Below are 24,450 nucleotides of genomic sequence, written 5' to 3'. Positions count from 1 at the left end.
ACACCCTTGCGTTGAGCTAACTGTTACTTCTGCCTTCACAGTTCGGGACTTGCACCCTATAGACTACACCCATGCTGGGCGCACATTAAAAAAGGTATGAAGGTGTCTTCTCCTTCATACCTTTTGAGGTTTTGTCTCAGCCTCTTTGGATACACTCTCTATCATTCTATTACTTCAATCAGCTCACCATATGCTCCAAACGGATCTTATCCGCAATCATGGCAATAAATTCGCTATTCGTCGGTTTGCTTTTCAAATGATGTACTGTATAGCCGAACGTCTTCGAAATCAAATCGTAATTTCCACGGTTCCACGCCACCTCAATTGCATGGCGAATTGCACGTTCCACACGGGATGGAGTCGTATTATACTTTTTCGCAATGTCTGGGTAGAGAATCTTCGTGACCGATCCGAGCAACTCCACATCACTATAAACCATCTGAATTCCCTCGCGTAAAAACGCATAACCTTTAATATGAGCAGGTACGCCGATTTCTTTGATCATCGACGTAATCGCCGTATCGAGTACCTTCTGAGTTACAACACCTGTCGGTTGTGCGGAGGATTCCTGCACGACAAATGAAGGCGTCGTATTTTTCGGTTTCCCAGCAGCTTTAAAGATTTGCCCGATTAAGCGGTCAAATTCAAACGGCTTCAACATGAAGTACGAAGCACCCAGGTTTGCGGCTTGCGACATAACGTTTTCCTGTCCGAAAGCCGTCAGCATCATGATTTGCATATCTCCCATTTTATTCGTTTCATTCAGTGTCTCTAATACTCCAATACCGTCGAGATGCGGCATAATAATATCCAACAATAAAATATCGGGACGCTCTTCTTCTAACAATGTCAAGCATACTTGCCCATTATTCGCTGTCCAAATCACTTCTATTTCATCGTGCTTCTCAAAATATGACATCATCGTTTTCACAAGTTCTTTATTATCGTCAGCAATTGCTACTTTTATATTTTCCATTACCCATTCCCCCTGATTTAAAATCGGACATTCATTTCTTTCTCCCGCTGTTTCTCTCCTATTATCGTAAGTCATATATTTGACGATTTCTACATTTACTTAATTTTTCACTCAAAATGATACTTCTGAACGATGCTTTCTACCTATTTCGACTTTATTCCCTTTTCTTTGTATCGAACACCTATACGAAAAAGCAGCCTGTGCACTTTTTAGGCACAGGCTGCTTTTTCATTTCTCATTCGTTCTCATCGTCTTTAGAAAAAGCGCGGCCCCTTTTTCTGGCTCGTCCACGAACATATGCGTAATCGCACCGACAAACTTACCGTTCTGGATTATAGGACTACCACTCATACCTTGCAGGATTCCGCCCGTCTTACTCAGCAGTTTCTGGTCAGTCACTAGGATATGGAATTGTTCTTCTTCTATCTTCGTTATTTGGATGGAGAATTTTTCTACAGTAGAACCTTCCACTGTGGTGTAAATTTCTGCGGGTCCGATCATCAATTCAAAAGGCTGCATAATTTCAAGCGGTTCAGACAACACTTTATTATGAGCATTTTTCCAATGACCGAAAATTCCATACACGCTATTGATTTGAATATTTCCAAGGAATTTATTCTGATCAATAATCGAGGAGATTTTATACCCTGGAATCCCTGGAGAACTTTTCTTGATTTGACTGATTTCAGATAAATAAATCGCGCCTTTTTCAAAAGACGGAGCAGACTGCAACGTACTATCAATAATCTGGTGCCCCAGCGCGCCATACGTGCCGCTTTCCGGGTCGACGTATGTCAACGTTCCTGTACCTTCCGTTCGATCCTTCAGAAAAGGCGTGACGCGCTTAATGAGCGACTTATCTGCTTCAATGGTTTCATTCTTCCCATTACGCAAAATGTCGAGTACCATCGTAGCACGATCTTTTTGTAACGCCCGTTCGAAATGAACGAGTTGCTTCGTATCCGTACCGTTCAACTGGCGAATGATATCCCCTTTTTTTAACCATTCCTGCTGACTCACCTTGACGTCACTTGTTACATAAATACCACTTAAATCCATTTGAATACCAATGGAATCACCCATCGGAATGAGCGTTTCTTCATTTGCTAATGAAATTCCAGGCACTAGGCAGAGCATCAGGACGAGTGCTAAAAGCGTTTTGAAAGATTTATTCCATCCCATGTTTCACCTCCTCAACGAAAGATACCTTTGGTATGTCCTTTCGAAGAGAAAGTATGAAAGGGTAAAATAAACAGTGTCATTTTCCATGGAAAACGTTGTGAATTCATACTTTATTTGCGGAATTCCTTTTTGCGTTGATCAGCTAAAATTAAAAGTTCTTCAGCATGTTGAAGCGTCAATGTCGTAATTTCCGCGCCCGACAGCATGCGTGATAATTCTTCCGTACGTTCTGTTTTCATCACGTCATGAATCGCCGTTGTGGTACGACCATCATGCACTTCTTTTTTGATGAGATAATGATGATCTGCCATCGCGGCCACTTGCGGTAAATGCGAAATACATAACACTTGTGAATGGCTGGAGATCATAGAAATTTTTTCTGCGATGGATTGCGCTACGCGTCCACTGACTCCGGTATCCACTTCATCGAAAATAATCGATGTAACACCTTGATGTTGAGAGAAAATCGTTTTCAACGCCAGCATCATTCGGGATAATTCGCCACCAGACGCCACTCGTACCAAAGGTTTGAGCGGTTCTCCTAAGTTTGTGGAAATCATAAATACGACTTCGTCAAATCCATTGGCATCGAATTGATAAGGTTGTTTTTGGTGAATCTGTACTTTGAATGTAGCTTTTTCCATATACAACTGCTTCAACTGCTCTTCAATTCCTTTTTCAAGTGACAGTGCTGCTTTTTTTCGAATAATCGATAATTCATTCGCTTCAATTTCAAGATCTTTTACGTATTGTGCCAATAATTCTTGATTTTGATGCAATCTTTCGTCACGATTGACCAGTTGATCGAGTGCATCCGCAATTTTATCGCGATAAATCAAAATATCTTCAAGTGATTTCCCATATTTTCGTTTCAATGTCAAAAACAACGCTAATCGATCTTCGACAAATTCTAAACGCTCTGGCTGGAATTCCATGCCATCGATCATCCTTTTTAAATCATGTGAAACGTCTTGAAGCGCGTAAAATGAAGAATTAACTGTTTCAGACATCGTTTTGAGATCTTCATCAATCGAAGCTGCTTCTTCGAGATCACTCATCGAATTACCAACCCAATCAAGACCATGCGACTCTAAAGACAATGCTTCATATGAAGTATTCAAGCGATCAAATAACCGATTAAAATGTTGAAGCTTTACAAGTTCAGACTCCAATTCTTCTTCTTCACCGATCATTAAATTCGCTGCATCAATTTCTTCTAATTGGAATTTGTATAAATCGATTTTCTGCGCGATTTGTTGTTCATCTTGTGTTTTCGCCGCAATAAGTTGCTGAAGTTTTTTATATTTCTCATATAATTCGGTATATGTAGACATGGAACGTTCAATAGGTGCCCCAATAAAGAAATCTAGCAAATGAATATGTCGCTTTTCATTCATTAATTCTTGGTTTTCATGTTGTCCATGGATGTCGATCAGCAATGCGCCAATCTCACGCAATATAGCAATGGTCACGAGTTTACCATTAACGCGACAAACAGATTTCCCGCTGGCACTTATATCCCGGCGTAAAATCACGATACCTTCTTCCGTATCAATACCAAATTCAGTCAATTTCTCTGTTACATTTTCAATATTTTTATCGATGGTGAAAAGTCCTTGAAGCTCAGCTTTTTTCGCACCGTGGCGAATGAATTCCTGTGAACCACGGCCGCCAGCGAGCAGCTGAACAGCATCAATGATAATGGACTTCCCAGCACCCGTTTCGCCAGTCAGCACCGTTAGTCCATCGTCAAATGCGATTTCAAGTTGTTCAATAATAGCAAAATTTTTAATCGAAAGTTCGCTTAACAAAGAAACCTCACCTCGCTTATAGCATTGATAGTAATTTATCTTTTACGTATTCTGTTTGAGATTCTTCACGACAAATGATTAAACAAGTATCGTCACCGCAAATGGTTCCAAGCATTTCATCCCAGTCCAAGTTGTCGACAAGTGATCCAACCGCTTGCGCATTACCGGGAAGCGTTTTCAACATGATAAAATGACTTGCACTGTCGATGCCAACGAACGCATCCTCGAGCATACGCTTTAATTTTTCTTCCGTATTATAGCGATGGATAGGAGGGAGACTGTATTTATAGTTACCTGAAGGTGAAGGTACTTTAATCAAGTGCATTTCTTTAATATCACGCGAAACTGTCGCTTGCGTGACATCGGCCCCAGCGGCTTTTAAGCTCTCGACTAGCTGATCCTGTGTTTCTATTTCATTGTTCGTAATAATCTCTCTAATACGTAGATGTCGTTGTCCTTTATTCAATTGAATTCACTCCGATTCTGTTGAGTCCATAAACAAAATTATACTAATCATCTAAAAAACGCGCAACTCATTGCGCGTTATGTTAAATCATTATGTGCCTGTTTGACCAATTGCTTAAAATCTTCCGCAGTGAAATCAGTCTTTGCTCCGTCTTCGGCAACTAAATAATACAAGAATTCAATATTGCCTTCTCCACCCGTAACAGGCGAATACGTAGCACCTTTCACGGAAAATCCTTCCGTCGCTGCCATCGCCGCGATTTTCTCCAATACTTCTAAATGTATTGCTGGATCACGGACAATACCTTTTTTACCGACTTTCTCTTTCCCAGCTTCAAATTGAGGCTTCACTAGCGCCACCACTTGTCCGCCCGGCACAATAATGTTTTTAAGTGCTGGCAAAATCAAGGATAACGAAATGAATGAAACATCGATCGTCGCGACTTCCGGTAATCCTTCCGTAAATAAATCAACCGTCGCATGACGGAAATTCTGCCGCTCCATCACTGTCACTTGTTCATGCTGACGAATTTTCCAAGCAAGTTGATTATAGCCAACATCCAGTGCATAACAATGTTTGGCACCGTTTTGCAGTGCACAATCGGTGAAGCCACCTGTGGAAGCTCCAATATCTAGGACAATCTTTTCTTTCACAGAAATAGGAAAAGACACCAACGCCTTTTCCAGTTTCAAGCCACCACGACTTACATATTTAATCGCGGGTCCTTTTACAGTCAACGGAGCATCCACTGCAATTTTTTCTCCCGCTTTTTCAATTCTTGTAGTATCGGAGTAAACAAGGCCAGCCATGATGGATCGTTTTGCTTGTTCACGGGATTCAGTCAATCCACGCTCTACCAGCAACAAATCCACTCTCTCTTTTTTCACAGATGTACTCATACTTTCGCTCTTTCTGCTGCTAGCTGAATAGCCGCTGCTGTCACTTCTGCTACGTGATCAGGTGTCATATGGACTTCGATAAGTAATTTATCGACACTACCGTGTTCAATGAATTCATCCGGAATACCGATTCTTTCAAAGATTGTGCCTGTATGACCCACTTGCTCTGCATACTCCAACACCCCACTGCCGAATCCACCAGCAAGAACAGCTTCTTCGATTGTAATGATGGGTTTGCCTTTAGCAAATAGTTCATCCAGTAAATTCGTATCCATCGGTTTAATGAAACGCGCATTCACAATCGCGACATTTTTGCCTTGTAATTTTAATTGTTCAGCAGCCGAGAAAGCCATGGGGATCGTTGTACCGAACGTCAAAATCGTTGCATCTTCACCTTCTTGCAACACTTCCCATGTGCCGATTGGAATCGTATGAAGTTCCTCATCCATCGGAACACCATATCCATTACCGCGTGGGAAACGAAGTGCAATTGGACCTTCATCGTAATCGATAGCTGTCTTCACCATGTGTTGGCCTTCATTTTCATCTTTCGGCATCATAATGACTAAGTTCGGCAAATGACGCAAGAATGCGATATCAAATACACCGTGATGTGTTTCTCCATCAGCCCCAACCAGTCCTGAACGATCAATACCAACAAAGACATTGAGCTTCTGGCGCGTAATATCATGCAACATTTGATCGTATGCACGTTGCAGGAATGTCGAATAAATCGCGAGGAAGGGTTTCATTCCAGTTGCTGCAAGTCCCGCAGCCATTGTCGTTGCATGTTGTTCCGCAATCCCTACATCGAAGAAACGATCCGGGAATTCTGCTGCGAAAGATTCAAGTTTCGATCCTACAGGCATAGCTGGAGTGATCGCGACAATACGTCGATCAGCTCTCGCAAGCTTGCGTACCGTTTCAGAAACCAACCCACTCCAAGCAGGGCCATTAACAGGGGATTTTACAAAATCTCCCGTTTCAATCTTATAGGGTCCCGTACCATGCCATGTACCGATTTTATCTAACTCGGCTGGGCTATAGCCTTTACCTTTTTTCGTAATTACATGAAGTAATACCGGTCCTTCCATTTTCTTTGCATATTGAAGAGAACGCTCCAATTCTACAAAATCATGGCCGTCAATCGGTCCCAAATACGTGAATCCGAGCTCCTCAAAGAAAATCCCGCTCACTACTAAATACTTTAAACTGTCTTTCACACGTTCCGCAGCCGTTGCGACTCTACCGCCTACTGCTGGGATTTTACGCAAGAGAAATTCGAGTTCGTCTTTTACATTATTATACTTGCCAGCTGTGCGTAATTTTCCGAGAATCGAGTGCAGTGCGCCAACATTTGGTGCGATAGACATTTCATTGTCATTTAGAATGACCGTGAGATTCGTTTTCTCGTGTCCAATATGGTTCAATGCTTCAAGTGCCATACCGCCCGTTAAAGCGCCATCACCTATGATTGGGATGACATAACTTTTTTCTTTTTTAATATCTCGTGCCACAGCCATTCCCATAGCCGCCGACAAAGATGTTGAACTATGGCCGGTTTCCCATACATCATGTATGCTCTCCGCCATCTTCGGGAATCCGCTCAATCCTTTATATTTTCTAAGAGTGTCAAACTCGCCAGCACGGCCTGTAAGGATTTTATGGACATATGATTGATGCCCTACATCCCATATAAACTTGTCGGTTGGGCTGTCGAAAATTTTATGCAATGCAATCGTTAATTCGACAACCCCCAGATTCGGTCCGATATGCCCGCCAGTAACTGATAAATTTTCAATTAGAAAATGGCGAATATCCGCCGCCAATGATTCTAACTGCTCTTTATCGAGCTCTTTTATAAAAGATGGATTGGTAATCTTTGTTAGATCCATCATGATCACACACCTTCATCAAGTAAGTAGGTCTTTCTATTTGCTCATTCGCACTATTTCCTGTTCATTCGACCAAGTAGTTGCTGTTTGTTTTCTACATTATAACAGTAACAACGTGCGACACAAATATAACGGTTCCGAATTACATTTTTCGCTCAATAATGTAATCTGCTAACAATTGCAACATAGACTCCCCTAAGCCAATGGACTGCAACGCAAGTAACGCTTCTTCATGACGTGCTTTTAATTGTTCGCGAGCCCCATCCAACCCTAGCAATGAAGGATATGTTGACTTTTCGCTTGAAGTATCACTGTTAGCTGGTTTGCCGAGCTGCTCGGTAGTTGCAGTCACGTCTAAAATATCATCTTGAATTTGGAAAGCCAATCCAATATTGTGAGCGAATCGGCGAAGTTGCTCGCGCTGTTCATCAGTAGCCTGTGCTAGCACAGCACCCGCTTCAATACAGTATGAGAGTAATGCGCCTGTTTTATGAATATGTACTTCTTCCAATTCTGCTAAAGGCAATGATTGCTGTTCGCCTTTCATATCGAGGACTTGGCCTTTCACCATTCCTTGTGCACCCGAAGCTTTCGCCAGTAATCCGACGAGCTCAATTGCTGCTGCAGGTGGTGTTTCCTGAAGATCTGCAAGCGCTTGGAATGCCATTGCTTGCATCGCATCACCCGAGAGCGTCGCTACATCCTCACCGTACACTTTATGATTCGTAGGTTTTCCTCTTCTAAAATCATCATCATCCATGCATGGTAGATCATCGTGGATCAATGAATATGTATGTATCAATTCGACAGAAGACGCCACTTTTACTGCATCCACCGAATCCTTTTTCATATCAAATAAAACAGCCATAACCAATAATGGCCGAATCCGTTTGCCGCCTGCGTCTACTGAATACATCATGGATTCGTGCAAAACGTTAGGAATATCGGACTTCGCCAGTTGGTTCGTCAATTCACTTTCAACTTTAGGTATCATTTCATCGACAAATGCTTGTAGTTTATCATTCATTCGGCTCACCTGCTGTTGGGTCAAATGAGGATTCATTACCCTCTTGATCAATCATGCGAATCAATTGTTTTTCTGCATTTTGCAATTTCTTCTGGCAATAAGCTGAGAGCTCCATCCCTTGTTTATACAACGTAATCGTGTCATCCAAAGGTGCTTCACCGGCCTCCAACTTCTGTACAATTTCTTCTAACTGGTGCATTGCTTGCTCGAATTGCATATTTTTCTCTTCTGCCATCCTTACTCGACCTCCTTTGGAATGATTTCTTTCACTTTAGTGGAAATAGATCCGTCTGCTAATTGAAGCGTCACTAGATCTCCGCTTGCTACATCATGAATCGATTTAATCACTTCCTGATTTTTATAACCGATTGAAAAACCTCTCTCCATTACTTGTAACGGGTTCAAGGCTTGCATCATGCGCATCAGGGCTACGAAGTGTTGCTGGCGCTGTTTAATGGTGTGTTCTGCAGCACGGTTCAAACGCATTTCCAACTGTTTCATTTGTTGTTGTTCTAGCTGGATGCGTCGAATCGGTGTGTAGTACTGAATACCCGCATATAAACGATCGAAGTTCATCTGTTTTCCCTGAACGATTGCCTCACTGCCGCGTTGCAAGCGATCTTCCAAGTTGTCGAGCTTCTCAATGAATGGTCGATATAATCGTTCCGGATATTGGAGCGGATAAGACGCTTGTGCCGTTTCTAAACGCTTATTCAACTGGTTTATTAAGGTCTGGAACGCCAGATAGATCGAACGTTGCTGATTTTTCAAGTGTTGGAATAATTGAAGCTGATCTGGCACGGCCATTTCAGCTGCAGCAGTCGGCGTCGGTGCACGTAAATCCGACACAAAATCTGCAATCGTCGTATCGGTTTCATGTCCGACTGCACTAATGATCGGAATCCGACTGGAGAAAATAGCACGTGCTACGTCTTCTTCATTGAATGCCCACAGATCTTCAATGGAGCCCCCACCACGGCCAACAATCAATACATCGACATTCGCCATGTGATTCGCTTGTTCAATCGCTTTCACAATGGATGGAACGGCTGTGCGACCTTGTACGAGAGCTGGAAACAGATACATCTCCGCCATTGGAAATCGTCGGTTGATTGTCGAGTACATGTCACGTAGCGCAGCACCTGATTCAGCTGTAATGAGGCCAATTCGTTGTGGTACTTGGGGAATAGGTTGCTTGAATCTTTCTTCAAACAATCCTTCTTGCTGAAGCTTCTTTTTCAACTGTTCAAAAGCTAAATACAGCGCTCCAATACCGTCTGGCTCCATTGTGTGTACATAGAGCTGGTACGATCCCGCTGTTTCAAACACGGTCACATCACCTGTAATCAGAACGTTCATTCCGTTTTCAGGCTTAAATTGAAGTGTGTTGGAACGGGAACGGAACATCGCTGCCTGAATTCTTGTTTTATCGTCTTTTAATGTGAAATAAATATGTCCGGACGGATGAAGCTTAACGTTCGATAATTCACCTTTTACATATACGTTACGTAAATGTGGATCAGCGTCAAATTTACGTTTAACATATTTCGTTAGCGCTTGAACGGTTAAAAAAGTTTGATTGGACATGTTTCCGTCACCTGCCCTTTTATGTATAGAGAGGCGCTCCAAAAGAGCGTCTCCCGTTCAGTATTACTTATTTTCCGTACGTACCTTTAATCTTTTTTCCGCACTTTCAACGGTGTTTTTCAATAACATCGTAATCGTCATGGGACCTACTCCGCCTGGTACGGGCGTGATAGCACTTGCCTGTTTTTCTGCTGATTCATAATCCACATCTCCACATAGCTTACCGTTTTCATCACGGTTCATACCGACATCAATCACCACTGCGCCTTCTTTGATGTAATCCCCTGTAATGAATTTAGCTATACCAATTGCGACGATTAAAATATCCGCTTGTTGCGTGAATTTCTTCAAATCTTCCGTACGGGAGTGACAATACGTCACCGTTGCATCTTTTTGCAATAGTAGTTGCCCCATCGGTTTTCCTACAATATTACTTCTACCGATAATTACGGCGTGCTTGCCTGCTATATCTACGTTGGAACGCTCAAGCAATTGCATAATACCATAGGGTGTACATGGTAAAAATGTTTCTTGACCGATCAACATTTTTCCGACATTCATCGGATGGAATCCATCGACATCTTTTTCGGGGCTAATCGCGCGGATGACTTTGTTTTCATCAATATGTTTGGGCAACGGCAATTGCACCAAAATACCATCAATCGTCTCATCCTGGTTGAGCTTTTCTACTTCATGTAGTAGATCTTCTTCCGACACAGTTTCAGGCAATTTAGTCAGCACGGATTTCATACCGGCTTCTTTGCTCGATTTCTCTTTGTTTTTTACGTACGTCTCAGATGCTGAATTTTCTCCCACTAAAATAACAGCCAGTCCAGGTTGTACTCCTTGTGTGATTAAAGAAGAGACTTCTTCTTTTAATTCATTCCGGATTTCCTGTCCTATCGCTTTACCATCAATCTTTATACTAGACATGATTTTCCCACCAAACTTTTTTTATTTGTAATGAAAGTTTATCGAGCTCAAACTTGCTACTAGTAGAGACGTTTTCGGTTATTGGAATTTAGAAAGTACCCCATTAACAAAACGGCCTGACTTTTCGTCACCAAATGTCTTACATAACTCAATCGCTTCGTTCATAATGACCCGATTCGGGACTTCTTCGTTATGAAGGAGTTCATAGACAGCCAATCGTAATACTGTTCTTTCAATCTTTGGCAATCTGTCGATGGTCCAGTTTTCCAATTTATTTGTGATTTCACTGTCGATTTCTGTCAAGTGTTGCGCTGTGCCTCGAACTAGTTGTTCATAAAATGAATCCAGTGGTGCTTCCACAATATAACCGATCGCTTCGTCCACGTTCATCTCACTATTATCTAGCTGAAACAGTGTTTGGATTGCTTTTTCACGTGCTTCTCTTCGTTTCATAATTGTTATCTCCTCTACCGCTCATCTTCAAAACCTAATGATAGCACAAAATGCACGAAAAGAACTAGTGCAATCAAGCGATTTTATGTCACCTGTTTACATTTCCGGTCAATAAGTTCATAAATATTTGAGCCCGCAATAATTGGTAAAGAGGAAAGCACCATGATCAGCGAGTCAGAAGAATACTTTCTCATGGGGTTTTCCATGGCTAGTCAACTTTTCATTGTCGTTTGAAGTGTTATTTGTAGATAACTAGTAAGGGTAATGTGAGTTTCGCTCATTAATCCGTCTAAACGCTCATAAACCATGCATGTCCGCCCTACGCTCTGCGACACCCGCTCTATCCAGACCCGCACCCGCTCATAACTTTACGTCAAGCGCTCTATCGCCACCTGTATCCGCTCATTGCCCACCGAATCACAATTCTTCTAACCCTTTTTCTCGAAACAAAAAACCGAAGACAAACCCTACGATCTTGTGTAGGGGTGTCTTCGGTTATCCGCTCATTCAATTAGACGCACTCAGTCTTCAAAATGAATGCCTGTAATGTGGACATTCACTTCATGTGTTTGAAGCGAAGTCATATTCAAAATTGCTTGGCGAATTTCGTTTTGAATCTTCGTCGCAATCGTAGGGATGGAATGGCCATACTCAATAATGCAATACACATCGATTTTTAACCCTTCATCTACCCATTCGGTTTTCACACCTTTTCCGTACATCACTTTCCCCAACTTCTCCGCAACACCTGATGCGAAATTCCCTTGGGTAGCAATCACTCCGCTAACTTCTGACGTGGCGATACCAATGATGACTTCGAGTACTTCAGGTGCGAGCTGGACTCGTCCGAGTGCAGCATCTCCGGACGGTGTCATTCCGACAAACGATGCATTTGTTTTATCAGCCATTACACTTCTCCTCCAATTATTTCATGACGTCGTACTTTTCTAGGAACTTTGTATCAAAATCACCTGACTGGAAAATTTCGTCATCCATTAAGTTCGCGTGGAAAGGAATCGTTGTATGAACGCCTTCGACTACGAACTCGTCTAGTGCACGTTTCATCCGAGCGACCGCTTGCTCGCGCGTATCCGCATGAACGATCAGTTTTGCGACCATCGAGTCGTAAAACGGTGGAATCGTATAGCCTGGGTACACTGCTGAGTCAACACGTACACCAAAGCCGCCAGGAGGTAGATACATTGTTACTTTACCCGGTGAAGGCATGAAGTTCTTTTCAGGATTTTCTGCATTGATCCGACATTCAATAGACCAACCATTGAATTGAATATCTTCTTGTTTAAATGCTAATTCTTCGCCTGAAGCTACTTTTAGTTGTTGTTGAATCAAGTCGATTCCTGTGATCATTTCTGTTACAGGGTGTTCCACTTGAATTCGTGTATTCATCTCCATGAAATAGAACTTTTGATTGATATGATCAAAAATAAATTCTACTGTACCTGCTCCGCGATAGTTACACGCTTGAGCTGCTTTAACAGCGGCTTCACCCATCTCTGCGCGTAGTTCAGGAGTCAATGCAGGAGACGGAGCTTCCTCGACTAGTTTTTGCATACGGCGTTGAATAGAACAATCACGCTCACCTAAGTGAACCGTGTTACCGTATTTGTCCGCTAGCACTTGAACTTCTACGTGACGGAATACTTCGATATATTTCTCAATATACACACCTGGGTTACCGAAAGCCGCAGCTGCTTCTTTTTGTGTGATTTTCACGCCATTTACTAGCTCTTCTTCATCACGTGCTACACGAATTCCTTTACCGCCCCCACCAGCAGTTGCTTTGATGATCACAGGGAATCCAAGTTCTTTTGCAATTTCGAGTGCATGATCTGCGTCATCCACAATGCCATCAGAACCGGGAACGATTGGAACTCCTGCAGACGCCATTGTATTACGCGCAACATCTTTTGTACCCATTTTAGAAATTGCTGCCGCTGTGGGTCCAATGAATTCGATATTTACTTCTTCACAAAGTTCTGCGAAGCTCGCGTTCTCCGCAAGGAAACCATAACCAGGATGGATTCCGTCACAGTCAGTTGCTTTCGCAGCACTGATAACGTTTGAGAAGTTCAGATAACTGTCTGTCGATAGACGTGGTCCAATGCAAACTGATTCGTCTGCTAGTTGCACATGTAGCGCCTCTGCATCTGCTTCAGAATAGACCGCTACTGTTTTAATACCCATTTCCTTACATGCACGAATGATCCGTACAGCAATTTCTCCACGGTTTGCAATTAATACTTTTTTCATTAGTTACTCCCCCTTAGTTTTCTCTAACAAGGAATAAAGGCTGTCCGTATTCCACAAGTTGACCGTCTTGCACTAAGATTTCAACGATTTCACCATGTACTTCTGACTCGATTTCGTTGAATAATTTCATTGCTTCTACGATACAAACGATGGATTCAGCTGTTACTTTATCACCAGTTTTAACGTATGCTTCTGCATCTGGTGATGAAGCCTTATAGAATGTTCCAACCATAGGGGAAGTGATTTTGTGTAGTGTTTCGTCAATTGCGACTTCAGCTGCTGGAGCTGCCGGCGCTTCTGGTGCTGGTGTTGGAGCTACTGTTGCAGTTTCTACTGGTGCTTGAACTGGAGCCGGTGCAGCTTGTGGTGTTTGTGGCGCTTCTGTAACTGTTGTGACGGCTTGTCCACCATTCTTCTCTAGTTTAATCTTCCCTCCATCTGATTCTAATGAAAACTTCTGGATGGATGATTGATCGATAAGCTTAATAATTTCTCGGATTTCTTGAATTTTCAACATATCTGATTCTCCTAACTAAATTTTCTTGCTATCGTATACTATGATAGTCGTTTTACAGTAAATATGGAATAGCAAAGACACAAATTATTCTATTATTCTTGATAAATGCCTACTAGTTGCAAATCTTGTGACAATTTATTCGAAAAAACGATGATGTGTTATCTAATACCTTTAAAGAGTTTACCTATAAGCGTATAATTCTAATTATATGTTACACCTATTTCAAAAGCTTAATTTTTACTATGTAAAAAAGGAAGCCACATGGACTTCCTTTTGTCGTTATTCTTTTGTTTCTGCAAAATCGACTTTGACGGTTTGCGCGCCATCCCAACTCGACATGACATACTGTGTAATTTCATCCGCCATTTTCGGTGAATGGCTTTCATTCGATAACACCGTCACGTTGACTCGATCGCCATCTCCACGTACAAACACTTCTGGGTAACCAAGTGCAGCGATCTGCATCTCCATCAACGCTTCTGTCGAACTTACTTTTCGTAACGCAGCAATCTCATTAAAAATTTCATTTTTCTGTTCGGCGGTAAAGTCAGAAGACGTCATCTTCTCTGTCAACTGTTGCACGGTCTCGCTACGTTCGTTACGTACTTCCATACGCATATCCTGGAAAATATACGATTCAGCAAAGACCGGTTTCACTTCCTCCGACTTGCCTTCCTTTTCGAGTAAATTCGTTGCGTCCTTGGTTTCTTTCGTGAAGATTGCGATCCCATCAAACGGCATCGGCGCTTCCTTCTTCACGTAGTAGATTGAAATCACTGCGACTAGACTGAGTAGTGTTAAAAACCAAACTGTTCGTTTATTGGCTTTCATGTTGATTCCCCCTTTTCTTCATTTCCACGATGACGATACGATGTTCAGGCAATTGTAGGACGTTGGCTAAGAGTTGTGAAAGTCCGTTTCGTACAGCCGGATCGTCTGCCCCTTCCGCTACAACGAGCAACCCTTGCAAAGGTGATTGAGTTTTCCCATTGGATGAAGCGGAAAAATAATTGGCTAACGGGCTCTCTTCTTCTTTTTCATCGTAATGAAAATAAACTTTCACTTTCCCTAGCCCTTCCATTTGTTCAAGTGTTTCTTCAAGTGTTGACAGCATGCGCTTCTCTTCTTTTTTCTGTTTCTCCCCTCCTACATTCGCCGTACTGGTGATGTATAAAACGCTACACACCATAACCATCAAACCGATCATGATCAATCGGGGTTTCCCTGTGGGCTTTTCCAAGTTCCATCACCAACTCAACGTGAATTAACTAAAATGCATTCTACATTTGCATAATATGTAGCGTCACAGTAACTTATGACTTGCGAATTGTAGAATATATTGCAAAATCCAAATACCAATGGCCACTTTACACAATGGAATAAACATTCTTTCCATTTCACGGCTCGCCAGTAACTGAATAATTAGCGCAATGACTACCAAGTTGGCCAATCCGATTAAAAATACTTCCATACATCCGCCTCATTTCCCGAACGTCATCAGTTTAATGAACGTCACAATGAAAATCGTTGTATAGATGAAAGCGAATGTCAGCAAAAATGAAATAGCGCATAAAACAAACAACGTACGGCCGATATCGTCTAGTAAACCGCACACTTCCTTTTGCGAAAATGGTTCAATGATTGCCGCTGTCCATCTAAACATAAAGGCAATACATAGAATTCTAACTGCCGGCAATAGTGCGATCGTCCAGATCGATACGAGCAGCCAAATACTCATATAAGCCGTGGCGCCGGAAGAATACCGTCCAATTGATCCGAGCGTATCCGTCAACAATGAACCGATGACAGGAATGTTGTTCTTGATCAGCTCTTTCAACGGCTCATTCATAGCACCATTCATCGTCCAAGACAGCGCTCCACCCGCTGTAATAAAAATGGAATACGCTGCCACCATGGCGGAAACAAATGCAAGCAATGACGTACGCAATAAATCCGCCATTCGCGTGAAGGCAATTTCTGGTACCAATCGCGTGAAAATATCGAACAACAGCGCTGTTAATAACACCGGCAACAGGAACTTGTCTGCAAAAACGACAGCCCCTTGCGCAAATAACAACATAGCGGGTTGGAAATTCAAGACGCCAAACGTTGCACCAGAAGCCAAAATCATCGCAGCAATTAATGGATACATCCCAAGGAATAATGAAGCAATCGTGTGCGTGATGACTTGGATTTGCTCAAAACTTTCCTTGGCTGGCTCAATCAGCAATACTAAAATGAGGATGAGCAACAGAAACCTCGTCCACTTTTGAAACGCCGGGAGAAAGAAATCGACAAGAGAAGCAATGAGCAACATGATGAGCAACAAGAAAAATGGTCCGATGATACCCGCGATACTTTCCTGCAGAATATTCAACATAGTTGTCTCGTCCATTCATTATTGTTAGGATTCGTTCACCAAGGAATGAACGCGTGAATTGTCTCGATCAATTGCGTGATATACGGCAGCCACAATGTCATAATGACTACTTTCATGCTGGTCTGAAACAACTGCCCGAAGGCCCCGTACCCCTCATCTTTCATCTGAAGCGACAGAACTTCCGCCACATAATACAGACCTGCACTCACTACTAGTAGCGTCGCATAAGGCGACGGCAACTTTTCCGTCAACGCTAACAATGTCGACCCAAAAGGTACCAGGACCGTGAATAATACATACACTGTAACCAGTAAGAATAGCGTGGTATAAAGAATGGGATGCAAGGCAGGTGCGGCAAATGAAAGCAGAAGCAGCAAGAGATACACGACAAATAATTGAAAGAGAATTGCCATTTACATCGCCATGGATAGCCAGCTAAAGAATTCCGTAATCTCCGTAAAGAATATTCTAAGGAACATCAGCAACTCGATCGAGATGTACAGATACGCTAAAAAAAATAGGAAAAATGAGAACTCTTTCTTGCCTGTTTGCTCGAAGAACACGTGAAGTACCCCAATCACCAACCCGACGCCGGCGATGCGCAATAAGTCATTCAGTTCCATCCCGCTACGCCTCCTCCATAATCCACTCTATGAAGTAGGCTTCTTAGATATGCAAAAGTATAAAAGTATAGGGGACATTGCGGATTGAAAAAGATAGGGAGTAGTTTTTATTGGCGTGGGGATTTGAAGTTCAAAGATATACTCCCAACGCTTCGCTTATGCTCGCAAAAGCCGTTCTTCGTGACGGCTCTCGCTCTAGGCGGAGCTTCCATCCCGAAGCACTCACATTTAACAAACATTTATCAAAGATTTAGTTCTTGAACTTAATTCCACGCAAAAAAAAGATGCCCCATTACTGGGACATCCTAAATAAGTATTTACTTATGCGCGGGAAACGTATTCTGCTTCTTCTGTGTTGATGATCAACATATCACCTTGGTTCACAAAGAATGGTACTTGTACGACGACGCCAGTCTCCATCTTAGCTGGCTTCGAACCGCCACTCGCTGTGTCGCCTTTGATTCCAGGCTCTGTTTCAGCTACTTCAAGCGTAACGGTCACTGGTAATTCAACGCCAAGTACTTCATCTTTATATGTGATGACGTGAACTTCCATATTCTCTTTCAAGAACTTCAGTTCATATTCAAGTTGCTTTTCAGATAGTTCGATCTGCTCGTAAGATTCGTTATCCATGAATACGTGCATATCACCGTCAGCATATAAATACTGCATTTTACGGTTATCGATCTGTGCTTTTTCTACTTTTTCTCCCGCACGGAACGTCTTTTCGTTCACGTTGCCTGAGCGAAGATTACGCAGCTTCGAACGAACGAACGCTGCACCTTTACCTGGTTTTACGTGTTGGAAATCCATTACGCGCCAAATGTCACCATCAACTTCAATTGTTAATCCTGTACGAAATTCGTTTACTGAAATCATTCGTATTCCTCCATTTTTAACCGATTATAAAATAAGCAGTTCTTTAGTAGACTTTGTCAAACGTTCATTACCTGTTTCTGTAATCAGTATATCATCTTCAATCCGCACGCCACCTACACCAGGAAGATAGATTCCTGGTTCAACGGTAACCGCCATATTCGGCACAAGCACCGTTTTAGAACGGAATGATAAGGCTGGAGCTTCGTGAACTTCCATGCCGATCCCATGACCGGTTGAATGACCAAATGCCTCCCCATACCCTTTGGACTTGATATAATCGCGTGTAATTGCGTCGGCTTCGATACCAGTCATGCCGGGCTTAATTTGTTCCACACCCAGTTCTTGGGCACGTAACGTAACTTCATAGATTTCACGAAGTTTAGCAGAAGGCTCACCGATCGCAACGGTTCTCGTAATATCCGAGATATACCCATTATAGAGGGCACCGTAATCCATTGTAACTAAATCACCTGTCTCAATCACTTTATCAGATGCGACCCCATGTGGTAAAGCCCCTCTTTCACCAGAAGCAACAATTATGTCAAATGAAGAGGATGTCGCACCTTGTTTCCGCATGAAAAACTCCAATTCATTGGCGATTTCTAGCTCCGTTTTACCTGCTTGGATGACCGAACAAATATAAACGAATGCCGCGTCCGCGATGGCTGCTGCTTGCTTCAACACTTCGATTTCTTCCGGTGTCTTAATTAAACGTAATTTCTCTATTAAACCTGCGACAGGCACTAGTTTCGCTTTTATCTGTTCTTTATACTTCTCAAACTGACTATAACTGAGATCCTCTTTTTCGAAGCCTAGTGTATCAATCTTCATTTCTTTTACTTGATTCGCAACTTCTTGGATCATCGTGCCCGTATGCTGGACAATGCGATAGTCTTTTAGTTGGTCATTGGCTTGCTCCATATAACGGAAGTCTGTAATGAATACTGCATCATCTTGTGAAACAATTGCCGTACCAGCAGATCCCGTGAAGTTTGTCATATAGCGACGGTTATACGGATTTGTAATGAATAATGCATCAAGTTCCTGTTCTTTTAGTAATTTTCTTAATTGCTCTATTTTCAAGACGGTCTCTCCTCTCGTTTTAACAAAAACGCTTGGAAGGCAAGATCGTAGCCCGCTGTTCCAAAACCGCACAATTGCCCTGCTGCAACAGGCGCAATGACAGACGTGTGTCGGAACTCTTCACGAGTATGTATATTTGAGATATGGACTTCAATTACCGGAACGGAAATAGAGGCGATTGCGTCACGAAGCGCAATGCTATAGTGTGTAAATGCGCCCGGATTGAAGATGATCCCATCAATTTCTCGATCCCCGGCATCGTGAATCTTATTGATGAGCTCACCTTCTATATTGGATTGAAAACATGCGAGCGTGATGTCTGATTCATCCGCTAGACGCTGTATTCGGCTTTCAATATCTGCAAGTGTCTCCGCCCCGTAAATATCCGGTTCTCTTTTGCCCAATCGGTTCAAGTTTGGACCATTTAAGAGTAACAGTTCCATTAAATCCCCTCCCACTCATTTTTCTTCCCTATTTTAGCACAATGCGGTAGCTGGACATACTAATACTGTTCTAGCCTATTGTTTTTTTCATGTAGACAGATGTTCCGATGACGAAACGGAAGATCATCGCAAACAAACAAGCAAACGGTATCGATATTTTTTTAATGAATTGTGTCATTGTCAAATCTGCTTTGACGTGGATCATCCATTCAATGAAGAGTATTACAATAATTGTGACGATCAATGAAGAAACAGTGGGTGGAATCTTAATCGTCAGACGTGCAATAAAGTACAGGATAAAAAATAGCAAGAAGCAGATGACTCCCAATATCACCCACTTAAACCAGCTAGGAAAAGTCGTAAGCATATGAAGTTTTTTTGTCCAGCCTATTGGTGACCATTTTATAAATTTGAAAACTTTCAGGAATTTCAGTGAAATGATAGATAGTACCGCAGCCACAATAGCTGTCCACACATGTGTTGATGTAATTTTCATGACAATACCTCCCATTGCAGTGTCGGGCAATTTACAACTTTTTAAACATCTCAATGGTGCAATTTCACTTTTTTTAGTACAATGGGAATATCGTTTCTTACGACAGAAAGTGTGGGTATGTTATGAGCCAACAGAAAACTCCTCCGGCATACGGAGGTCAAGCACTTATAGAAGGTGTAATGTTCGGTGGAAAGAAGGATACGGTGACAGCTATTCGCCGTAAAGATGATACGATCGAGTACTACCATGTACCGAGAGAATCACATCCTATACGCACCAAATTAAAAAAAATTCCTTTAATTCGTGGTATTGTCGCGCTAATCGAATCGGCTGGTAATGGTTCTAAGCATTTGACGTTTGCAAGTGATCGCTACGATGTGATGCCTGGCGAAGAAGTGGAACATGCTAAAGAAGAAGAGACGTCGAAACTAGTCATGATGCTTGGAGTGGCGGCAGTCGGAGTGTTGTCGTTTATTTTTGGTAAGTTCGTCTTTACACTTGCACCCGTTTTCTTAGCGGAGTTATTTCAATCCGTGGCACCTAGCAAAACGGCACAAATTATGATCGAAAGCTTCTTTAAACTATTCTTGTTACTGACGTATATCGGATTGATTTCTATGACACCGCTGATCAAGCGCGTTTTCCAATATCACGGCGCAGAGCATAAAGTCATCAATAACTACGAAAGTAATATGGAAATGACAGTAGAAAATGTACAGTCGCAATCCCGATTGCATTATAGATGCGGTAGTAGTTTCATTTTGTTCACGGTCATCGTCGGAATGTTCATCTACTTCTTAGTTCCAACCGACCCACTTTGGTTGCGCGTCCTCAATCGGATTTTGTTAATTCCGGTAGTGCTCGGCATATCATTTGAAGTATTACAGTTGACGAATGCGGTGCGCAACGTACCGGTACTTCGTTATCTAGGATACCCTGGGCTTTGGTTGCAATTATTAACAACAAAAGAGCCAGACGACAAGCAAGTAGAAGTTGCCATTGCTTCTTTTGAAAAATTATTGGAAGTGGAAGAACACGGAGTAGGTGTGTTGAATCCCCAACTAGCAGCAGAAACCGAAGAAGAGAATGAGCCAAAACCTCTTCTTTCATAAGATTAAACAAAGAGCCTCCAATGTATTTTTTACATGTTTAAGGCTCATATTTCCACAAAATTTTTCATGAAAGTAAAAGGGCCTTAGCACATTCGCTAAAGGTCCTTTTTTCTATTGTTCACTCACAATAACTGGAACTTGTTTCGATTGAATGACTTTCAGTATGTAAAACACACCAATCGCAGCTGAAACTGCAATTCCTGTACCTACAGATACAGCGTAGTCTAGATGTAGACCTTCAGGAGCATACATCCAGTACGTCACAACGACTGCAGTCATGAACAGTGCAGGAATTCCCGCAATCCAATGTGTTCGCTTTTCTCTGATTAAATAAGAGGTTGCGGTCCAAAGCATGATGGCTGCTACCAGTTGATTCGTGCCGCCAACATACCGCCACAAGAACGAATAGTCGATTGTGGATAGATAGAACATCGGTACACCTAATAGCAATGTACTAGCTAAAACCACCCACTTTTTATTGGGATTCAACCACTTAGATGTCGCTTCCGTGAAAATCATACGCGCTGAACGAAGAGCTGTATCACCCGTTGTAATCGGCAAAATAATCACACCTAAAATAGCTAACATTCCACCAAACGAACCTAGTAATGTACTCGAAATTTCGTTTACTGCACCTGCAGGACCACCCGCAGCCAAGGCGCCTTGCAATCCTGCCGTACCACCAAAGAATGTCATACCTGCCGCAGCCCATACCATTGCGATGATACCTTCCGCAATCATTGCGCCATAAAACACTTTCCGGCCCTCCGACTCCTTTTTCATCGTTCTAGAAACAATTGGACTTTGCGTACAGTGAAAACCAGAGATAGCTCCACAAGAAATCGTTACCATCAGCAATGGCCAAATTGGCAACTCTCCAGGATGTAAGTTCTGTAAAGTTAAATTCGGGATTTTTTCAGGACCAAATAATAACGCGCCACCGATTCCAACTGCCATCACGATCAACACTACCCCAAACACTGGATATAAACGGCCTATAATTTTATTGATCGGCAAAATAGCCGCCAACACGAAGTAACCAAATATAATAATAAGTGACACGATAAATGACAGCGGTGTAATGGATGAAATAAGTTGCGCTGGCCCTGCAGTAAAGGCAGCCGCCACAAGAACCATTAAAACAATTGAAATCACATTGATGAAACGTCTGGCGAAATCACCTAAATACTCTCCTACAATTTTAGGGAATTGAGCACCTCCGTGTTTTAGAGATAACATGCCAGAAAAGTAATCATGAACAGCTCCTGCAAAAATACTACCAAACACAATCCAAATGAATGCGACAGGTCCATATAACGCGCCCGCAATTGCCCCGAATATTGGGCCTAAGCCTGCGATGTTCAGTAATTGGATCAACCAGCCTTTCCACCAACTCATCGGCACGTAATCCATCCCATCAGCCTGCGTATAGGCAGGCGTTTTCCTTGCATCATCAATCACAAATACCTTTTCGACCACTTTCGAATACGTTAGGTAACCAATGATTAATAAGACGATGGATGATAAAAATGTCAGCATGAAACCCCTTCTTTCTCGTCTTTTTATGTATTTGTCTGATAGATAGTTATACTATCAAACAATTTTCAATTTAGTATATAATAGTTTGAAAATTATATCAACATAGATTTTTGAAATAATTTAACATTTATTACGAATACGATATTTACCTACAAGAGAAGGCTGTTATCCTTTTCCTATGAAAGCACAAAACCCCGAATGCATAAGTGCATTCGGGGTTTTGTCTAGTATTGAATTATAAACCACACTTCAACTGTGCTTGGCAATTGGTACACGTGTTACATCCGCCTATTTCTTCTACTGTACCTTGTCGGCAAACTGGACATGTGTCGCCCACTTCTGAACCGATTGTAACATTTGTAGAACGCAATGCTTGGATTGTATTAACGAGCACGACTTTCGGCTGTTCTATCACTTCAACTACTTCTTCTGTATCCGGAATATTATCTTCCGCTTTCAGAGTTAGTACTTGTGCATCACGGCTACCGTCGACGTATACCGTACCGCCCTTTGCCCCGCCTTTATACAATCTCTCGTACACACTCTCGACTTGTTCCACTGTATAGCCGCGTGGTGCGTTAACGGTTTTAGAAATCGAGCTGTCGATCCAGCGCTGAATGATACATTGCACATCCGCATGCGCTTCTGGTGATAATTCCATTGAAGAAATAAACCACTCAGGCAAGTTATTCGGATCTGCATCAGGATGAGCCTGCAAATACTCTTCTACAATCGCTGCTTTTACTTCGATGAATTTCCCTAAGCGTCCGCTGCGATAATATGTGAATGAGAAATAAGGTTCTAATCCAGTTGAAACTCCTACCATTGTCCCAGTACTCACTTTTGTTACTCTCCTTATTCAGGAGGGCGGGGTTATCAGTACCCGCTCCATATGTCGCCACATGGGTCAGACTATATCATCAACCGATTATAATTTTTGTTTAAACTTGCTAGGATGATTTTCACCAGAATGAATTATTCGGTGACAAGGTTCACAAACACTTATTAAATTACTTAATTCGTTTGCTATTTCATAATCATCTGTTGTAGAAAAAGGAATAATATGATGGACTGATAATTCTTGTCCATATTCTATTTCTAGAATTCCACAACGTTGGCAAGTATGCTCATCACGTTTTCTTGCAATTCTACGTTGAGACAACCAATTTGGACCGTAGTAGCTGATTTTGCCACCACTCCAAGTACCACTATTTTTTCCAGAAAATAATTGGTTTTTAGAATAATAAATACCCATACATTCGATTGTACAAAAGTTTAAGTTTTTTACTACACTTGGTTTTTTATGGAATGTCTTTTCGCAATAGCTGCATGAAACCATTACTTGTTTTGAAAGTTTTTCTTTTGCTCTTCTTCCATTTGCGGCGCCTAGACAGTTTTTTCCACAATACTTTGCGTCTAATCTGCTCTTTACGACCTCAAACGGATTTTGGCATTCTTGACAAATCAGAGAAATTCGCTCTCTCTTTGGACCCGGCTTCTTTACTTCCCGTTTAAAAAGCGTGTTGCAAGTCCTGTTGCAAAAGAGATCTGTGGATTTTTCAACATGGCATTTCTTTCTATATATCTTTGTTTTACAGTAACTACAAGATACTTCTTGTTTAGTACTTAAATGTTGATTAAAATTTCCCTGTTTTGTCTGATATTCACCTTTACATTTTCGAGAGCAATATTTCTTTCTTTCATAATGGCTGGGTTTAACTTTGATAATGACTGAGCAATTTAAACATTTTTTCTCCAAAGCAATTCACTTCTTTCAAAGAGATTGTAATGGATAATTCGGTTGTCCGGCGTGTAGTCGTTGAGGGGTCAGCCATGACTTCCCTGCGGATTGTCTGCACCTTTTGATTTTTACCTCGA

At 42.0% G+C, this 24,450-nt stretch carries 27 protein-coding genes and 1 pseudogene; 1 reads left to right on the top strand and 27 read right to left on the bottom strand.

Going from position 1 to position 24,450, the window contains the following annotated elements; translation table 11 throughout:
• Positions 1–178 precede the first annotated feature (178 nt).
• The 24 genes from spo0A to CSV60_RS14615 all read right to left on the bottom strand — a co-directional run bounded on the left by spo0A (position 179) and on the right by CSV60_RS14615 (position 19,921).
• Entirely contained in the window at positions 179–976 is a 798-nt protein-coding gene (gene spo0A, locus CSV60_RS14725) for a sporulation transcription factor Spo0A (protein ID WP_099630060.1), read from the bottom strand.
• A 228-nt stretch (positions 977–1,204) separates the two neighbouring features.
• Positions 1,205–2,158, bottom strand: a complete 954-nt coding sequence (locus tag CSV60_RS14720; protein ID WP_099630061.1) for a SpoIVB peptidase S55 domain-containing protein — start codon at positions 2,156–2,158, stop codon at positions 1,205–1,207.
• Positions 2,159–2,268: 110 nt separating this feature from the next.
• Positions 2,269–3,969, bottom strand: coding sequence for a DNA repair protein RecN (gene recN, locus CSV60_RS14715; RefSeq protein ID WP_099637501.1), 1,701 nt, complete (start codon positions 3,967–3,969; stop codon positions 2,269–2,271).
• A gap of 16 nt (positions 3,970–3,985) precedes the next feature.
• Positions 3,986–4,435 (bottom strand): transcriptional regulator AhrC/ArgR, encoded by a 450-nt coding sequence (gene ahrC, locus CSV60_RS14710; RefSeq protein WP_099630063.1) that lies wholly within the window; start codon positions 4,433–4,435, stop codon positions 3,986–3,988.
• 77 nt (positions 4,436–4,512) lie between these two features.
• Positions 4,513–5,334, bottom strand: coding sequence for a TlyA family RNA methyltransferase (locus tag CSV60_RS14705; protein ID WP_099637500.1), 822 nt, complete (start codon positions 5,332–5,334; stop codon positions 4,513–4,515).
• Positions 5,331–7,229 (bottom strand): 1-deoxy-D-xylulose-5-phosphate synthase, encoded by a 1,899-nt coding sequence (gene dxs, locus CSV60_RS14700; RefSeq protein ID WP_099637504.1) that lies wholly within the window; start codon positions 7,227–7,229, stop codon positions 5,331–5,333. The genes CSV60_RS14705 and dxs overlap by 4 nt, the downstream gene beginning before the upstream one ends.
• A 142-nt stretch (positions 7,230–7,371) precedes the next feature.
• Positions 7,372–8,256 carry a polyprenyl synthetase family protein gene (locus tag CSV60_RS14695; protein WP_099630065.1) on the bottom strand — a complete coding sequence of 295 codons (885 nt, stop codon included), beginning with the start codon at positions 8,254–8,256 and terminating at the stop codon, positions 7,372–7,374.
• The gene (locus CSV60_RS14690) at positions 8,249–8,491 is read right to left on the bottom strand and encodes an exodeoxyribonuclease VII small subunit (RefSeq protein WP_099630066.1); all 243 of its coding nucleotides are present in this window, start codon (positions 8,489–8,491) and stop codon (positions 8,249–8,251) included. The genes CSV60_RS14695 and CSV60_RS14690 overlap by 8 nt, the downstream gene beginning before the upstream one ends.
• A gap of 2 nt (positions 8,492–8,493) precedes the next feature.
• Positions 8,494–9,843, bottom strand: coding sequence for an exodeoxyribonuclease VII large subunit (gene xseA / locus CSV60_RS14685; RefSeq protein ID WP_099630067.1), 1,350 nt, complete (start codon positions 9,841–9,843; stop codon positions 8,494–8,496).
• A 63-nt stretch (positions 9,844–9,906) separates the two neighbouring features.
• On the bottom strand, positions 9,907–10,776 hold the full coding sequence (gene folD / locus CSV60_RS14680) for a bifunctional methylenetetrahydrofolate dehydrogenase/methenyltetrahydrofolate cyclohydrolase FolD (protein ID WP_099637499.1): 870 nt from the start codon (positions 10,774–10,776) through the stop codon (positions 9,907–9,909).
• Positions 10,777–10,854: 78 nt separating this feature from the next.
• Positions 10,855–11,229 carry a transcription antitermination factor NusB gene (gene nusB / locus CSV60_RS14675; RefSeq protein ID WP_099630069.1) on the bottom strand — a complete coding sequence of 125 codons (375 nt, stop codon included), beginning with the start codon at positions 11,227–11,229 and terminating at the stop codon, positions 10,855–10,857.
• A gap of 521 nt (positions 11,230–11,750) precedes the next feature.
• On the bottom strand, positions 11,751–12,137 hold the full coding sequence (locus CSV60_RS14670; RefSeq protein WP_099637498.1) for an Asp23/Gls24 family envelope stress response protein: 387 nt from the start codon (positions 12,135–12,137) through the stop codon (positions 11,751–11,753).
• Between the two features lie 16 nt (positions 12,138–12,153).
• The gene (gene accC / locus CSV60_RS14665; RefSeq protein ID WP_099630071.1) at positions 12,154–13,500 is read right to left on the bottom strand and encodes an acetyl-CoA carboxylase biotin carboxylase subunit; all 1,347 of its coding nucleotides are present in this window, start codon (positions 13,498–13,500) and stop codon (positions 12,154–12,156) included.
• A 13-nt stretch (positions 13,501–13,513) separates the two neighbouring features.
• Positions 13,514–14,017, bottom strand: coding sequence for an acetyl-CoA carboxylase biotin carboxyl carrier protein (gene accB / locus CSV60_RS14660; RefSeq protein ID WP_099630072.1), 504 nt, complete (start codon positions 14,015–14,017; stop codon positions 13,514–13,516).
• 279 nt (positions 14,018–14,296) lie between these two features.
• Positions 14,297–14,848, bottom strand: a complete 552-nt coding sequence (locus CSV60_RS14655) for a SpoIIIAH-like family protein (protein ID WP_099630073.1) — start codon at positions 14,846–14,848, stop codon at positions 14,297–14,299.
• A complete protein-coding gene (locus CSV60_RS14650; protein ID WP_099672189.1) occupies positions 14,835–15,257 on the bottom strand; it encodes a hypothetical protein in 423 nt (140 codons plus the stop codon). Before CSV60_RS14650 ends, CSV60_RS14655 begins: the two co-directional genes overlap by 14 nt.
• Positions 15,258–15,320: 63 nt before the next feature.
• Positions 15,321–15,488 (bottom strand): hypothetical protein, encoded by a 168-nt coding sequence (locus CSV60_RS15910; protein WP_158232007.1) that lies wholly within the window; start codon positions 15,486–15,488, stop codon positions 15,321–15,323.
• Positions 15,489–15,497: 9 nt separating this feature from the next.
• On the bottom strand, positions 15,498–16,397 hold the full coding sequence (locus CSV60_RS14645; protein WP_158232006.1) for a stage III sporulation protein AE: 900 nt from the start codon (positions 16,395–16,397) through the stop codon (positions 15,498–15,500).
• 35 nt (positions 16,398–16,432) lie between these two features.
• Entirely contained in the window at positions 16,433–16,810 is a 378-nt protein-coding gene (locus tag CSV60_RS14640) for a stage III sporulation AC/AD family protein (protein WP_099630076.1), read from the bottom strand.
• Positions 16,811–17,020 carry a hypothetical protein gene (locus CSV60_RS14635; protein ID WP_029054553.1) on the bottom strand — a complete coding sequence of 70 codons (210 nt, stop codon included), beginning with the start codon at positions 17,018–17,020 and terminating at the stop codon, positions 16,811–16,813.
• A gap of 321 nt (positions 17,021–17,341) precedes the next feature.
• Positions 17,342–17,899 (bottom strand): elongation factor P, encoded by a 558-nt coding sequence (gene efp / locus CSV60_RS14630; protein ID WP_099637496.1) that lies wholly within the window; start codon positions 17,897–17,899, stop codon positions 17,342–17,344.
• A 24-nt stretch (positions 17,900–17,923) separates the two neighbouring features.
• The gene (locus CSV60_RS14625) at positions 17,924–18,982 is read right to left on the bottom strand and encodes a M24 family metallopeptidase (protein WP_099637495.1); all 1,059 of its coding nucleotides are present in this window, start codon (positions 18,980–18,982) and stop codon (positions 17,924–17,926) included.
• A complete protein-coding gene (aroQ, locus tag CSV60_RS14620) occupies positions 18,979–19,425 on the bottom strand; it encodes a type II 3-dehydroquinate dehydratase (RefSeq protein WP_099637494.1) in 447 nt (148 codons plus the stop codon). Before aroQ ends, CSV60_RS14625 begins: the two co-directional genes overlap by 4 nt.
• 70 nt (positions 19,426–19,495) lie before the next feature.
• Positions 19,496–19,921, bottom strand: a complete 426-nt coding sequence (locus CSV60_RS14615; RefSeq protein WP_099637493.1) for a hypothetical protein — start codon at positions 19,919–19,921, stop codon at positions 19,496–19,498.
• A gap of 122 nt (positions 19,922–20,043) precedes the next feature.
• Between CSV60_RS14615 and CSV60_RS14610 the strand changes: the two genes are divergently transcribed.
• Complete coding sequence (locus CSV60_RS14610; RefSeq protein WP_099637492.1) at positions 20,044–21,033, top strand: DUF1385 domain-containing protein; 990 nt, start codon at positions 20,044–20,046, stop codon at positions 21,031–21,033.
• Between the two features lie 111 nt (positions 21,034–21,144).
• Here the strand turns inward: CSV60_RS14610 and CSV60_RS14605 are convergent, their stop codons facing one another.
• The 3 genes and pseudogenes from CSV60_RS14605 to CSV60_RS16085 form a co-directional block, all read right to left on the bottom strand.
• Positions 21,145–22,572 carry a carbon starvation CstA family protein gene (locus CSV60_RS14605; RefSeq protein WP_099630082.1) on the bottom strand — a complete coding sequence of 476 codons (1,428 nt, stop codon included), beginning with the start codon at positions 22,570–22,572 and terminating at the stop codon, positions 21,145–21,147.
• Positions 22,573–22,807: 235 nt separating this feature from the next.
• Positions 22,808–23,410 (bottom strand): annotated as a pseudogene (locus CSV60_RS14600) (vitamin B12-dependent ribonucleotide reductase); the annotation flags it as partial.
• Positions 23,411–23,500: 90 nt separating this feature from the next.
• On the bottom strand, positions 23,501–24,331 hold the full coding sequence (locus tag CSV60_RS16085; RefSeq protein ID WP_233189645.1) for an HNH endonuclease: 831 nt from the start codon (positions 24,329–24,331) through the stop codon (positions 23,501–23,503).
• Between the last annotated feature and the right edge of the window lie 119 nt (positions 24,332–24,450).

Source organism: Sporosarcina sp. P7 (assembly GCF_002743425.1).
Classification (GTDB): Bacteria; Bacillota; Bacilli; order Bacillales_A; family Planococcaceae; genus Sporosarcina.
This window is presented reverse-complemented; position numbering and strand designations above follow the sequence as displayed.

Excerpts from the sequence above, each read along its gene's own strand:
- CSV60_RS14655 (WP_099630073.1), bottom strand. The coding sequence starts at position 14,848 with ATGAAAGCCAATAAACGAACAGTTTGGTTTTTAACACTACTCAGTCTA.
- CSV60_RS14645 (WP_158232006.1), bottom strand. The coding sequence starts at position 16,397 with ATGTTGAATATTCTGCAGGAAAGTATCGCGGGTATCATCGGACCATTT.
- xseA (WP_099630067.1), bottom strand. The coding sequence starts at position 9,843 with ATGTCCAATCAAACTTTTTTAACCGTTCAAGCGCTAACGAAATATGTT.
- CSV60_RS14605 (WP_099630082.1), bottom strand. The coding sequence starts at position 22,572 with ATGCTGACATTTTTATCATCCATCGTCTTATTAATCATTGGTTACCTA.
- accB (WP_099630072.1), bottom strand. The coding sequence starts at position 14,017 with ATGTTGAAAATTCAAGAAATCCGAGAAATTATTAAGCTTATCGATCAA.
- CSV60_RS14705 (WP_099637500.1), bottom strand. The coding sequence starts at position 5,334 with ATGAGTACATCTGTGAAAAAAGAGAGAGTGGATTTGTTGCTGGTAGAG.
- nusB (WP_099630069.1), bottom strand. The coding sequence starts at position 11,229 with ATGAAACGAAGAGAAGCACGTGAAAAAGCAATCCAAACACTGTTTCAG.
- folD (WP_099637499.1), bottom strand. The coding sequence starts at position 10,776 with ATGTCTAGTATAAAGATTGATGGTAAAGCGATAGGACAGGAAATCCGG.
- dxs (WP_099637504.1), bottom strand. The coding sequence starts at position 7,229 with ATGGATCTAACAAAGATTACCAATCCATCTTTTATAAAAGAGCTCGAT.
- efp (WP_099637496.1), bottom strand. The coding sequence starts at position 17,899 with ATGATTTCAGTAAACGAATTTCGTACAGGATTAACAATTGAAGTTGAT.
- CSV60_RS14670 (WP_099637498.1), bottom strand. The coding sequence starts at position 12,137 with ATGGCTGATAAAACAAATGCATCGTTTGTCGGAATGACACCGTCCGGA.
- CSV60_RS14640 (WP_099630076.1), bottom strand. The coding sequence starts at position 16,810 with ATGGCAATTCTCTTTCAATTATTTGTCGTGTATCTCTTGCTGCTTCTG.
- CSV60_RS14635 (WP_029054553.1), bottom strand. The coding sequence starts at position 17,020 with ATGGAACTGAATGACTTATTGCGCATCGCCGGCGTCGGGTTGGTGATT.
- spo0A (WP_099630060.1), bottom strand. The coding sequence starts at position 976 with ATGGAAAATATAAAAGTAGCAATTGCTGACGATAATAAAGAACTTGTG.
- accC (WP_099630071.1), bottom strand. The coding sequence starts at position 13,500 with ATGAAAAAAGTATTAATTGCAAACCGTGGAGAAATTGCTGTACGGATC.
- aroQ (WP_099637494.1), bottom strand. The coding sequence starts at position 19,425 with ATGGAACTGTTACTCTTAAATGGTCCAAACTTGAACCGATTGGGCAAA.
- CSV60_RS14615 (WP_099637493.1), bottom strand. The coding sequence starts at position 19,921 with ATGAAAATTACATCAACACATGTGTGGACAGCTATTGTGGCTGCGGTA.
- CSV60_RS15910 (WP_158232007.1), bottom strand. The coding sequence starts at position 15,488 with ATGGAAGTATTTTTAATCGGATTGGCCAACTTGGTAGTCATTGCGCTA.
- CSV60_RS14690 (WP_099630066.1), bottom strand. The coding sequence starts at position 8,491 with ATGGCAGAAGAGAAAAATATGCAATTCGAGCAAGCAATGCACCAGTTA.
- CSV60_RS14720 (WP_099630061.1), bottom strand. The coding sequence starts at position 2,158 with ATGGGATGGAATAAATCTTTCAAAACGCTTTTAGCACTCGTCCTGATG.
- CSV60_RS14610 (WP_099637492.1), top strand. The coding sequence starts at position 20,044 with ATGAGCCAACAGAAAACTCCTCCGGCATACGGAGGTCAAGCACTTATA.
- CSV60_RS14695 (WP_099630065.1), bottom strand. The coding sequence starts at position 8,256 with ATGAATGATAAACTACAAGCATTTGTCGATGAAATGATACCTAAAGTT.